This is a genomic window from Sporofaciens musculi, assembly GCF_009830285.1.
GTDB classification, from domain to species: domain Bacteria; phylum Bacillota; class Clostridia; order Lachnospirales; family Lachnospiraceae; genus Sporofaciens; species Sporofaciens musculi.
In genome coordinates this window covers 3235256-3248135 of the sequence record NZ_WUQX01000001.1, presented here as the reverse complement: position 1 = coordinate 3248135, position 12880 = coordinate 3235256, and the positions used below count along the sequence as shown (strand labels likewise).

The following is a 12880-nucleotide window of genomic DNA, read 5'->3' as shown; positions in this document are numbered from 1 at the left end:
ATGATAAGCCTCTAGTACGATCTATTTTCGGATATGGCGTCTGCCGTTTTTGCAATACCGATTCCGTCCTGAACTTCCAGAAGGCGAAGCTGTCTCAATAAGTCTTTCTTTAAGCGTATGGGAAGCCGACGGTATCGGATTAAAAGCTCCTGGGCATCTTCAGGCATGGTCTGTGCTTCTTCTGGGCTGATATAAGAAGGTTCACTGTCTGAGAGAAGATAGTCAACAGTCACATGGAAAAATCGGGCGAATGCAAACAGGTTTTCATGAGAGGGCTTACGGTTTTTGGATTCATAGCCTGCGATTGTGGTTCGAGAGAGATTCATATGTTCTGCCACATATTCTTGAGTCATATTGTACTTATGCCGTAGGGCCTTTAGTTTTTCAGCAAAAGCCATACTATATTCCTCCTTTGTTAAAATAAATACTTCTTTTGGTATATTTTACCAGATGTTTCGTTAAAGAACATATATTGTTCCGAAAAGAAACTCTAATGAAAATCTAACGGAACCTGCTCTTTACACTTGAAAGACTTATTGATATAATAAAAGTAGGTTTATCCTAAAATGGGGAAAGGAGTATAGGAACCATGAAGAAAAGAATTTTAATAATGATTTTAGCCGGACTATTTTGTCTGACAGCCTGTGAACAGAGCCAAGACAATCCGCCCACAGAGCCGGTAAGCCAGGATGAGCAGGAGAAGCCGGAGGATGATAATATGAATGAGGATGAGGAGGACGACCAGGACGGAGAGCCTCAGGAGGAGAAGCCGGATAAGGATCGGGAGGAGAACCAGGGAACGGACCAGAATACAGAGGGAACGACGAAGATTACGATTTATAGCTGCAATGAAGATGCTACCGCATTTGCTACATCAGAGGTAGAGCTTGATTCCCTGACACCCCAGGCGGTATTGGACGCTTTGTTTGTTCAGGGGGCTGTCTCGGCAGATGTGAAGATTAATTCTTTGGAGAAGTCTACAGTAGACGGAGAAGATACGATTCTAATTGATTTTAACAGTGCATTTGCTTCTTATGTGTCAAGTATGGGTTCTGCGGGAGAATACTATGCGGTGGGAAGTGTGTGCAACACCTTCCTGGACGCATATTTTTGCGACCAGATTAAGATTACGGTAGACGGGGCCACATTGGAGACCGGACATATGGAGTATTCGGGATATTTTGGGAAGTTTTCATAAGTGAGCATTAGAAAGGGGCTGTCGGAAAATGCTGTAAAATGTCATTTCCTGACAGCCCCTTTGTCATACCCGCAGGGCATGCTGTAATGTATATTCTGCGGGTAGGTGGACATAGTCCAACAAGGGTATAATTGTATGTTCAGAGTGATTCTGTTTCCGATTTTTTGCTTCCGTCTCGGAGTTCCAAAAGATTGAGATGCTTTAACAGGTCTTTTTTTGAGCGTATGGACAGACGCCGGTATCTCTTTAAGAGTTCTTGGGCGTCATCGTCCATGGTTCTTGATTCGTCTTCTGTGATGTAACTTGGTTCCTCGTCATCGAGAAGATAATCGATGGTTACGTGGAAGAGGTTGGCGAAGGCTGACAGCTTCTCGTGGGAGGGCTGTCGATTTTTTGTTTCATAACCAGCGATTGTAGAGCGGGCAACATTCATGCGTTCGGCAACATATTCCTGGGTCATATTTTTTTCATGACGCAGAGCTTTCAATTTTTCTGCGAAAGCCATGGTTAGATTCCTCCTTTGTATCAAGCTATACTATATTTTACCAACTGTTGCAATTAAGAACATGAATTGTTCCGGCTTAAAACGGTTGTGTTCCGAAAAGTAACGAGGGGATTTAGATGAAAAAAACAGGTTATTATTCTTCCGGTGTATTTGCACGTATGGCAAATGTAACTCTGCGGACCATCCGCTATTACGACAAACAGGATATCCTAAAACCGTCCTTTGTCAGTGAGGCAGGGGCTCGTTTTTACACGGATAAAGATTTTGCAAGGCTTCAGCAGATTTTGCTGCTGAAATATCTTGGATTTTCCCTGGAGGATATTAGGGAGATGCTCATTGACGATACGGACTATCACTTTATGCTAAATTCCCTGAATATCCAGTTAAAACTTGTACAGGACAGGATTGAGCAGATGCAGCTTGTGGAGAGGGCCATTCGGGATACGTCGGAGGCAATCCGAAAGGAGCATACCATTGACTGGAATCAGATGCTGAACTTGATCCATTTAACCGGAATGGAGAAGAGTTTAAAGAACCAGTATCAGAATGCCTCCAATATATCGGCTCGAATCCATCTCCATCATCTTTATTCTCAGAATCAAAAAGGGTGGTTTCCGTGGATTTATGAACAGCTTGAGGTTCATCAAGGGATGAAGATTTTGGAGATTGGATGTGGGGACGGAACCCTTTGGATGGAAAATATAGACAAGCTCCCAAAAGAGGTGGATATTACTCTCTCGGATCTTTCGGAAGGGATGTTAAGAGATGCTCGTCGGGCCATTGGGGCGGAGGATGAAAGATTTTGTTATCAAGTGATTGATTGTCACCAGATGCCTTGTGAAGACCGTAGGTTCGATGTGGTAATCGCAAACCATGTTCTGTTCTACTGCGAGGATATAACAAGGGTATGCAGGGAAGTTGTGCGGGTGTTAAAGCCTGGGGGAAGATTTTTTTGCAGCGCCTATGGACGAAATCATATGAAGGAGGTAAGCGCTCTGGTTCAGGGATTTGATGACAGGATTGTGCTTTCGGCGGACAAATTATACGATAGGTTCGGCAGGGAGAATGGCAGGGACATTTTATCAGAGTATTTTGCGTCCTGTAAATGGAGGCAGTACGAGGATTGTCTGATGGTTCCCAAACCTGAGCCGCTGATTGCCTATGTTTTGTCCTGTCACGGCAATCAGGGACAGTATATCACGGAACGGTATAAGGAATTTCGTGTCTATGTAAAACGGAAAACAGACCGTGGGTTTTATATTACGAAAGAAGCAGGGCTGTTTGTCTGCGAGGTGGATTGACATAATTTGTAAAAAAATAAAAAAAGTACTTGAAGGTGACCTTAGGTCACCTTTTATAATGCTTTTGTATTGAGAAATGTGGATGTAAAAACAAAAGTTTTCGCATATTTGCAGACAGAATCCCCAAGTACAGAATGAAAAGACAGAATTTTATCAACACTATCATATAGGTCTTGAAAAAAGAAGAGGAGGTTTTACATGAAGGGAATTATTTTAGCAGGAGGCTCCGGCACACGGCTTTATCCGCTGACGATGGTAACGTCTAAACAATTACTGCCCATTTACGACAAGCCCATGATTTACTATCCAATGTCAGTATTGATGAATGCAGGGATTCGGGAGATATTGATTATCTCTACCCCCCAGGATACGCCCAGGTTTCGTGAGCTGTTAGGCGACGGGCATCAGTTTGGGGTACAGTTATCCTATGAAGTCCAGCCGAGTCCGGACGGGCTGGCCCAGGCATTTATTATCGGGGCGGATTTTGTTGGAGACGATACGGTAGCCATGGTATTGGGGGACAATATTTTCGCAGGTCATGGCCTGAAGAAGCGGCTTAAGGCTGCGGTGAAGAATGCAGAGTCAGGGAAAGGGGCGACAGTATTCGGATATTATGTGGATGACCCTGAGCGTTTTGGTATTGTGGAATTTAACCATGAGGGCAAGGCCATTTCCATTGAAGAAAAACCAGAAAAGCCTAAGAGCAACTACTGTGTGACAGGCCTTTATTTCTACGATAACAAGGTGGTAGAGTATGCGAAGAATTTAAAGCCAAGCGCCCGCGGGGAGTTGGAGATTACGGATTTGAACCGTGTGTATCTGGAAACGGAGAAGCTCAATGTAGAGCTTCTGGGACAGGGCTTCACCTGGCTGGATACCGGAACTCATGAGAGCCTTGTGGATGCCACCAGTTTTGTAAAGACGGTGGAATCCCACCAGCACCGTAAGATTGGCTGTCTGGAGGAGATTGCTTATCTGAATGGCTGGATTACCAAGGAGGAGGTGCTTAAGGTGTACGAGGTTCTGAAAAAGAACCAGTATGGACAGTATTTGAAAGACGTTCTGGACGGAAAATTCCAGGATGGGCTGTATTAATAGAAATAGTTTCAGAATTGAAAAGGAGAATAAGTATGACAATGATCGTAACCGGCGGCGCCGGATTTATCGGAAGTAACTTTATTTTTCACATGCTGGACAAATATCCGGATTACCGGATTATCTGCCTGGACTGCCTGACCTATGCAGGGAATCTGTCCACCCTTGAGCCGGTGATGGACCGCCCTAATTTCCGTTTCGTGAAGGAAAGCATCACGGACAGGGAAGCGGTGTACAAGCTGTTTGAGGAGGAGCATCCGGATATTGTAGTGAATTTTGCGGCGGAGAGCCATGTGGACCGTTCCATTGAGGAGCCGGAGGTATTCCTGGATACCAATATTAAGGGAACGGCTGTGCTCATGGATGCCTGCCGGAAATACGGGATTACCCGCTACCATCAGGTTTCCACCGACGAGGTATACGGAGATCTTCCATTGGATCGTCCCGACCTGTTCTTCACAGAGGAGACACCCATTCACACCAGCAGCCCTTACAGCTCATCTAAGGCGGCGGCGGACCTTCTGGTGCTTGCATATTATAGGACTTATGGGCTTCCGGTGACCATCAGCAGATGCTCGAACAACTATGGACCCTACCATTTTCCGGAGAAATTAATTCCGCTGATGATTGCCAATGCGCTGAACGATAAGCCCCTTCCGGTATATGGAAAAGGAGAAAATGTTCGGGACTGGCTCTACGTGGAGGACCACTGTAAGGCCATTGATTTGATTATCCACAAGGGACGCGTCGGTGAGGTTTACAATATCGGCGGCCACAATGAGATGAAGAATATTGACATTGTGAAGATTATCTGCAAGGAGTTAGGAAAGCCGGAGAGCCTCATCACCTATGTGACAGATAGGAAAGGCCATGACATGCGTTATGCCATTGACCCGACGAAGATTCACGGTGAGCTGGGATGGCTGCCGGAGACGAAGTTTGCAGACGGGATTAAGAAGACTATTCAGTGGTATCTGGACAATAAGGAGTGGTGGGAGACGATTATTTCCGGAGAATATCAGAATTATTACGAGAAAATGTATGCGGACCGTTAATCAGGATTGGTGAAAATGTCAGGAGGGAATCATATGAAAGTATTGGTAACTGGCGTGGCAGGGCAGTTGGGCCATGACGTGATGAATGAGCTTCACAAGAGAGGGTACGAAGGAATCGGCAGCGATATTGCTAAGGAGTACAGCGGCATTGCGGACGGCACGCCTGTCACCTCCATGCCTTATATTCAGATGGATATCACGGATGCCCAGGCGGTGAGAGATAAGATTACCGAGGCGGCGCCGGATGTGGTGGTACACTGTGCGGCATGGACGGCTGTGGATTTGGCGGAGGATGAGGATAAGATCGACAAGGTACGTTTGATTAACGCCAAAGGTACGGAATATATAGCAGAGGTCTGCAAGAATTTGGACTGTAAACTTGTTTATTTAAGCACTGATTATGTATTTGACGGGCAGGGGACTAAGCCCTGGCAGCCGGACTGCAAGGATTATAAGCCCTTGAATGTCTACGGCGTGACCAAGCTTGAGGGAGAGAAGGCGGTAGACGAGAGGCTGTCTAAGTTTTTCATCGTGCGGATTGCCTGGGTATTTGGCAAGAACGGCAAGAATTTTATCAAAACCATGTTGAATGTGGGAAAGAATCACGACAGGATTACAGTGGTCAACGACCAGATTGGAACGCCTACCTATACCTTTGATTTGGCGAGGCTTTTGGTGGATATGATTGAGACGGACAAGTACGGCTACTATCATGTGACCAATGAGGGAGGCTATATTAGCTGGTATGATTTTACCAAAGAAATCTTCCGCCAGGCGGTAGAGCTTGGTCATCCGGAATATTCCGAAGACAAGGTAAGCGTGGTTCCGGTAACCACAGAGGAATACGGCGTTTCCAAGGCGGTAAGGCCCTTTAACAGCCGGTTGGATAAGAGCAAGCTTATAGAGAATGGGTTTACTCCCCTTCCGACCTGGCAGGATGCCCTTGCAAGGTATCTGAAGGAAATTGAGTTTTAGGATTTGACAGAAAGGATAAAACCATGGGACAGATTAAAGTAGAAAAAAATGCAGGCGGGATAGAGGGCCTTTGTGTCATTGAGCCGGCAGTTCACGGAGATGCCAGAGGTTATTTCATGGAGACCTATAATCAGAGGGATATGGAAGCTGAGGGACTTACCATGAACTTTGTTCAGGACAACCAGTCCTGCTCTGTCAAGGGTGTTTTACGTGGACTCCATTTCCAGAAGGAGTTCCCCCAGGGAAAGCTGGTGAGGGTCATCAAGGGCTCTGTGTATGATGTGGCGGTTGATTTAAGAAGCGGAAGCCGCACTTTTGGGAAATGGTTTGGAATTGAGCTGACAGAGGAGAATAAGAAGCAGTTCTATATTCCGGAGGGCTTTGCTCACGGCTTCCTGGTGCTCAGCGATATGGCTGAGTTCTGCTATAAATGTACAGACTTCTACCATCCTGGAGACGAGGGCGGGCTTGCGTGGAACGACCCTGAAATCGGAATCAAGTGGCCGAAGCTTTTGGGTGAGTATAAGGGGAATGCTTCGGCAAAAGGGTATCAGTTGGAGGATGGAACGAAATTGAATTTAAGCGATAAAGATCAGTTGTGGGCTGGGCTTAAGGATACGTTTCATTTTTAAGAAGGGCCATGGATTACGGTGTGCCCTTGGGGATACATTGTGAGGCTGTCAGAAAACGCTGTTTGAAATTGCGTTTTCTGATAGCCTCTTTTGTCAAAAAGTCGAATGATTGAAATTGAGTTTATTGTCAAAAGATGGTAGAATGTAACTATGATAGAAAGGCAAAGTAGTAGCCTATTTTCTGTAATCTATATTCTTAAGCCGAGAGGCGTCAATAGCTTCCGTTTGCGAAGCGAATATCCTATGAGGGCCTGTTACTTGGCGGACCTTTTGCTGCGGGAGTATAGACAGGTGCGCAATAAGATTACAAAAAGGACATTTTCTTATCGAAGGATTTCCAATGTCTACACTATCGTTTTGTTTGAAAAGAGTACGTCGGAGTTTCACGAGTTTCCGAACAAGTATATACATAAATTCCGGCAGATGTCAGATACAGGGCTTAAAATCAATCTTTTGCAGGAATATGTCTTTGTACCGCTTGACATCTTTAAAGAAAACCATCAAAATAGGGGTATAGAGGAACGGCTTAGCGGATGGCTTACCTTTTTAAGCAGCGATAAACCGGAGGATATCATTGCATTGATTAAGAAGTATCCGGATTTTAAGGGAATGTATGAGCAGATCTATGAGATTTGCCAGAATATCGAGCAGGTGATGGGTATGTTTTCAAAGGAATTGTATGAGTTGGACAGGAATACAGTACGGTATATGATTGACGAGCTGCAGGAGGAGAATAAACGGTACAAGGAAGAAAATAGGCACTGTAAGGAGCAAAACGAACATTTTAGGGAAGAAAATAAGAGGCTGAATGTCGCCCTTCAAGAAGCCTTGGAGAAGCTTAAGGAGCAAAAAAAGTAGAGGTATTCAAAAGGAATACCTCTATTTACGAATTCCACATCTAAACTTATCTTCCGGAGGTCTTCCGGATTACCCAGTCTTTCACATAAGAGAAGGTATGCCTGATTAGCTCGCCTTCAATCCGTACATAGTTCCGAAGATACCGTATGCGGAAGGGGACCTTACGCTGCTCATGTCTGGTTTTAAGCCCTTCTAATACCCCCTCCTTGTAATCTCTCCCAAAGCCAATCTTCACAAAAAAGGCGTACTTCACCAGATATCCGAAAAGAAGGGGAATAAAATTAATCATTAGTTGTAAAAAGGGCATATTCTTATAGTTCAGATAAACATTATTCCGTGCAGACAGCTTTACCTTGAAGGAATTATACTTCGAGCCGCTTGTCCCGCTGCCCACGTGGTAGATAAGCGCTGTGGGGCAGTACATATTCCGATACCCGAAAATCTTGGCGCGGTATCCCACGTCAATATCCTCCAGATAAGCAAAATGATTCTCATCAAACAATCCGATCTTCTTAAAAACCTGTCGGCGGTAGATGGCGGCGCCGGCACAGGCGCTGAAAATTTCATCATTTTCCCTATAATTGGAGACTGGACGTCCCACTCCTCGGCATACCCCCCAGCCTGTCAGGGTGTAGAGATCGCCGGCGCTGTCAATCAGCTCTGGATGGTACATCTGGATCATCTTACTGCTGACTGAGAAGATGCGGGGCGACTGTTCAATGGCTTTCACCATCTCCTCTAAATAATGGGGGTCTGCGGTGGTGTCGTTATTCAAAAGGATGACATAGGGAGTCCTGGAACGCCGAATCCCAATATTTACCGCCTTGCTGAAACCGTAGTTCTCTTTCAGGGCAATGACTTCGATTTCAGGGTAATTCTCCTTCACAAACTCAACGCTTCCGTCTGTTGAAGCGTTATCCACAACCAGGATTCCATAATCCTTGAAGGTCTGCTTCTTGAGGGAGGCAAGACAGGGCTCCATGAAATGACATCCATTGTAGTTGGGGATAATAATTGTAACTTTCATATATATGAATCCGCCTTTCTGCGCTTTAATGACTGATTTATTATAGCAAAGAATAAAAAAATGCGCTATAATATCTTTTAATTATTTTAAGATTGTGTTACGGAGGTTGGCTGGATGGACAGAATATGTGTGAAAGCATGGTGGGGGGAGCACAGGCAGGAGATTCTATTGGCGTTTATGGTTTCGTTGGTTGCATTTGGCGTGATGCTTACCTGTCCGACTATTGGAATAGATGAAGAAAAATCCATTCTTGCGGGGGAGGGCTACGGGCCTTGGATTCCTCAGGGAAGATTTGGAATACAGATGTTCAATGAACTCTTTACGGTCAACGGTCGGTACGTCCCTTTTCTGTGGGATTTTCTGGCAGTCTGCGTGTGGTTTTTTTCCGGTTTGATCAGCGCATTTACGTTATTGGAGGAGGACGGATGGAAGACTGGACGTTTTGAACTTTTTGTCTTTTTAACCTACTATACGACTCTTCCTTTTGTGGTGGGGGAGATTCTTTCTTTTTCCATGTTTAATCTGCAGGTGTCCCTGGGAATGGCGTTTGCCTCTCTTGCGTTCGCATTTACGGCAAGATACCTAAAATATATGGAAAAAACGGAAATGACTAAGGAGGAGAAGCATGCTGCAAAAAGAGAGCTGCTTTTGTCGATTCTTTTGTTATCCTATGGAGTCGCTGTGTATCAGGCGATTTTGTCCCTGTACGTTACATCGGTAGTAATCTATTGTCTTAGAAAAGTCCTAAAAGGAGAGCTGGCAATCTGGAAAACTATAATCAGACCAGCATGTATAAGCCTCATATCCGTGGCGCTCTATTATGGGTTGAATTTTGTGATACAGACAGTCACAGGGCATGGGGCCAACTATACGGAAAGTTATATTGGATGGTTTGAAGACAGCAGCGTTTTCCATACGGCTTTTATGGCGGTTGCAAATGTGGCAAGGGTTTCCTTTGGCATTACCATAAAAGATGTGTCCATTTATGGCGGATTTGTGATTATGGCCTCCACACTGATGTTTATTGCCTGGTCAGTCTATGTGTTTGTCAGGGCAAAGGAAAAGGGGGCAAGGATACGGCTTCTGTTTCTGACGGTGGCTCTTGTGATATCGCCCTTTGTCATGTTTATTCTGATGGGGACGTATAAGACCCATGGACGTATGCTGTTGGCTTTGCCGCTTGCAGGGGCTATGGAGATTTACTTTGTATTAGAGACATTAAAAGTGAGGAACTTTTTTCGATATGCGGCAGTGGGACTGGCGGGGTATCTCATATTTTTAAATGTCCGAAATATGAATACACTCTATTACTATGATGCTGTCCGTTATCACAAGGACCAGGTTACGGCCAATGCGGTCATGCATGATATCAGTGCGTTGGGATATGATTATAGAGCAAAGCCCATTGTGTTTGTGGGCGCCTATGAGATGGATACGTCCGGTTTTTTTGACAGCTCGGATAATGTGGGGATTGATGGCTCTATGTTTGGATGGAATGGGGGACATATTGCCAGGATTCGTGAGCTGCTGGTGACGGAAGGATACATGACGCTTCAGCCTGAGCCTTATGAGATCGTCAAAGCCTTAGATTATACGAAGGACATGGCGCCGTGGCCCAAGCCAGGAAGTATTGTGGAAACGGAGGGCAGTATTATCGTCTATTTTTCAGAGCCTTCCGAGGACTGGTACAATGTCAATGGAGTGAGCAGATAAGAAAGTCAAGGAGTAACGCGGGATGAAGAAACCAATACTGTATATCGTAGTGCCATGCTATAATGAGGAGGCTGTTCTTCCCATAACCAGCCGTCAGTTTAAGAAAAAGCTGGATGAATTGATTGAGAAGGGGTTGACAGACCCAAAAAGCAGGCTTCTGTTTGTAAATGACGGAAGCCATGACGCTACATGGGAGATCATAAAAGGCTTGGCGGATTCCAGTGAAGCCTTTATGGGAATCTCCCTGAGCAGGAATCGGGGCCATCAGAATGCAATACTGGCAGGTCTGATGGAGGTGAAGGACAGGGCAGATATTACCATCACCATAGATTGCGACGGACAGGACGATATAGATGCTATGAACCGGATGGTGGAGGAATATCTGGACGGGAGTGACATTGTATACGGGGTGAGGAGTAACAGAAACACGGATTCGTTTTTTAAGAGGACGTCGGCAGAAGGATTTTACAGATTATTGAAGCTTTTGGGGGCGGAGGTGGTCTTTAACCATGCGGATTACCGCCTGGTATCCGGCAGAGTTTTGAAGGAGTTTTCGGAATTTAAAGAAGTGAATATCTTTTTGCGGGGGATGCTGCCTCTGGTGGGCTTTAAGAGTACCAGTGTCTATTATGAGCGTAAAGAGAGAGCTGCGGGCAGAAGCCACTATCCATTGTCGAGGATGGCGGCCCTTGCCTTTGACGGGATTACCAGTTTAAGCATTAAGCCCATAAGGATGATCACAGGGATGGGGTTATTGATTTCCCTGTTAAGTTTTATCGGCGTGTTATGGTCAGTGATCATGTATTTTACAAGACAGAGTGTGGTGGGATGGGCAAGTACTGTGAGCATCATCTGTTTTATTGGCGGAGTACAGTTGGTCAGTATGGGGGTGTTGGGCGAATATATCGGAAAGATTTATCTGGAGGTAAAGAAAAGACCCAGGTATATTATTAGTGAGAGGACCAAGGAGGACTGTGAGAAAGACGACGCCTATTGACGCCAAGACCCGCGAATTCAGTATATTAATGAATTGTTAAGAAAAACTATAGAATTGATGGGTTGTGATATCTGACAATTTATTGTATGATAAGGTGTGGTTTAGGTGGTGGATGAAAATGATTAAAAATAATCAAAAATTGTTGAATACACTTCATTTTGTGATAGATGCGCTGGCAATCATTTTTTCCTATGTGGCGGCGTGGTATATAAAATTCAGAAGCGGAATCTTTGAATTAGGGGCGTGGCATCTGTCTCTCCAGGAATATATGAGGGTTCTTATTTTTCTTGTGCCGGAATACCTTCTGTTGTATTATATCTTCCAATTATACACGCCGAAGCGGGTACAGGGCAGGAGGCTTGAGGCATGGCGGATTATACAGGCCAATGTAATCGGGCTTATGACCTTTATTTTGGTCTTGTATCTGGCAAGAGAGACAGATTTCTCCAGAACCATGATGTTTGTGTTCTTCTGTATCAATGTGTTTGTGGAAGTGGTAGGACGCAATATTCTGCGGGAAGAACTGAGGAATATCCGAAAAAAAGGATACAATCAGAAGCATATCCTGCTGGTGGGATACAGCAGAGCGGCGGAACAGTATGTGGACAGGATTCGGGCTAATCCTGAGTGGGGGTATATTGTCAGGGGAATCCTGGCGGACAACAAGCCGCGGGGAACGGAATACAGAGGTGTAAAGGTGCTTGGAAGGACAGAGAATCTTTCCATTGTACTGCCGGAGAATAAGTTGGACGAGATTGTCATAACCCTGGGGCTTGCAGAATATCATAAGCTGGAGCACATTGTAGGGATGTGTGAGAAATCCGGAGTTCACACCAAGTTTATTCCAGACTACAACAATATTATTCCCACCAAGCCTTACACAGAGGATTTACTTGGGCTTCCGGTGGTGAATATCCGGCATGTGCCCTTAAGCAATGCCCTTAACGCGCTGCTGAAACGGGGGGTAGACCTGTTTGGCGCGGTGACGGCGCTGCTTCTGTTTTCACCAATCATGGCGGCAACAGCGGCGGTGATTAAGATAACGTCGCCGGGGCCGCTGATTTTCAAGCAGGAAAGAATCGGCTTTCAGAACAGACCGTTTCTGATGTATAAGTTTCGCTCCATGGTGGTGCAGGATGAGAAGAAAGAGAAAGGGGGATGGACAACCCCAGATGATCCAAGGGTAACAGGATTCGGCAAGTTTATACGGAAGACGAGTATCGATGAACTTCCGCAGCTTTTTAATGTATTAAAGGGAAACATGAGTCTTGTAGGGCCAAGGCCAGAGAGACCGCAGTTTGTGGAGAAGTTCAGCGAGGAGATTCCCAGATACAGAGTCAAGCATCAGGTGCGTCCCGGCCTAACAGGATGGGCGCAGGTGAATGGATATCGGGGGGATACCTCCATTCGCAAACGGATTGAGTATGACCTGTACTATATCGAGAACTGGACGCTTGGGTTTGATCTTAAGATTATATTTTTGACATTTTTCAAAGGCTTTGTGAATAAAAACGCATATTAGCC

At 45.3% G+C, this 12880-nt stretch carries 13 protein-coding genes; 10 read left to right on the top strand and 3 right to left on the bottom strand.

Annotated features, from left to right (window positions below):
- Positions 1-11: 11 nt before the first annotated feature.
- The gene (locus GN277_RS16420; protein WP_159751953.1) at positions 12-398 is read right to left on the bottom strand and encodes a helix-turn-helix domain-containing protein; all 387 of its coding nucleotides are present in this window, start codon (positions 396-398) and stop codon (positions 12-14) included.
- A gap of 191 nt (positions 399-589) precedes the next feature.
- Here GN277_RS16420 and GN277_RS16415 point away from each other — a divergent pair, with 191 nt between their 5' ends.
- Positions 590-1198, top strand: a complete 609-nt coding sequence (locus GN277_RS16415) for a GerMN domain-containing protein (protein ID WP_159751952.1) — start codon at positions 590-592, stop codon at positions 1196-1198.
- Positions 1199-1337: 139 nt separating this feature from the next.
- On the opposite strand, the gene GN277_RS16410 is transcribed toward GN277_RS16415, so the two are convergent.
- On the bottom strand, positions 1338-1703 hold the full coding sequence (locus GN277_RS16410) for a helix-turn-helix domain-containing protein (RefSeq protein ID WP_159751951.1): 366 nt from the start codon (positions 1701-1703) through the stop codon (positions 1338-1340).
- Between the two features lie 116 nt (positions 1704-1819).
- Between GN277_RS16410 and GN277_RS16405 the strand changes: the two genes are divergently transcribed.
- The 6 genes from GN277_RS16405 (at position 1820) to GN277_RS16380 (ending at position 7619) form a co-directional block, all read left to right on the top strand.
- Positions 1820-3004: a MerR family transcriptional regulator gene (locus tag GN277_RS16405; RefSeq protein ID WP_159751950.1), complete on the top strand. Its 1185-nt coding sequence runs from the start codon at positions 1820-1822 to the stop codon at positions 3002-3004.
- Positions 3005-3202: 198 nt separating this feature from the next.
- Positions 3203-4099 (top strand): glucose-1-phosphate thymidylyltransferase RfbA, encoded by an 897-nt coding sequence (rfbA, locus tag GN277_RS16400; RefSeq protein WP_159751949.1) that lies wholly within the window; start codon positions 3203-3205, stop codon positions 4097-4099.
- Between the two features lie 35 nt (positions 4100-4134).
- Positions 4135-5154: a dTDP-glucose 4,6-dehydratase gene (rfbB, locus tag GN277_RS16395; RefSeq protein WP_159751948.1), complete on the top strand. Its 1020-nt coding sequence runs from the start codon at positions 4135-4137 to the stop codon at positions 5152-5154.
- A gap of 33 nt (positions 5155-5187) precedes the next feature.
- Positions 5188-6129 carry a dTDP-4-dehydrorhamnose reductase gene (gene rfbD, locus GN277_RS16390; RefSeq protein WP_159751947.1) on the top strand — a complete coding sequence of 314 codons (942 nt, stop codon included), beginning with the start codon at positions 5188-5190 and terminating at the stop codon, positions 6127-6129.
- Positions 6130-6152: 23 nt separating this feature from the next.
- Complete coding sequence (rfbC, locus tag GN277_RS16385; protein WP_159751946.1) at positions 6153-6761, top strand: dTDP-4-dehydrorhamnose 3,5-epimerase; 609 nt, start codon at positions 6153-6155, stop codon at positions 6759-6761.
- Positions 6762-7019: 258 nt separating this feature from the next.
- Complete coding sequence (locus tag GN277_RS16380) at positions 7020-7619, top strand: PD-(D/E)XK nuclease family transposase (protein WP_159751945.1); 600 nt, start codon at positions 7020-7022, stop codon at positions 7617-7619.
- A gap of 46 nt (positions 7620-7665) precedes the next feature.
- On the opposite strand, the gene GN277_RS16375 is transcribed toward GN277_RS16380, so the two are convergent.
- Positions 7666-8646 (bottom strand): glycosyltransferase family 2 protein, encoded by a 981-nt coding sequence (locus GN277_RS16375; RefSeq protein WP_159751944.1) that lies wholly within the window; start codon positions 8644-8646, stop codon positions 7666-7668.
- 114 nt (positions 8647-8760) lie between these two features.
- Here GN277_RS16375 and GN277_RS16370 point away from each other — a divergent pair, with 114 nt between their 5' ends.
- The 3 genes from GN277_RS16370 to GN277_RS16360 all read left to right on the top strand — a co-directional run bounded on the left by GN277_RS16370 (position 8761) and on the right by GN277_RS16360 (position 12878).
- Positions 8761-10359 carry a glucosyltransferase domain-containing protein gene (locus tag GN277_RS16370; RefSeq protein WP_159751943.1) on the top strand — a complete coding sequence of 533 codons (1599 nt, stop codon included), beginning with the start codon at positions 8761-8763 and terminating at the stop codon, positions 10357-10359.
- Positions 10360-10381: 22 nt separating this feature from the next.
- Positions 10382-11356, top strand: a complete 975-nt coding sequence (locus GN277_RS16365) for a glycosyltransferase family 2 protein (RefSeq protein ID WP_159751942.1) — start codon at positions 10382-10384, stop codon at positions 11354-11356.
- Positions 11357-11474: 118 nt separating this feature from the next.
- On the top strand, positions 11475-12878 hold the full coding sequence (locus tag GN277_RS16360; protein WP_159751941.1) for an undecaprenyl-phosphate glucose phosphotransferase: 1404 nt from the start codon (positions 11475-11477) through the stop codon (positions 12876-12878).
- The last annotated feature ends 2 nt before the right edge of the window (positions 12879-12880 follow it).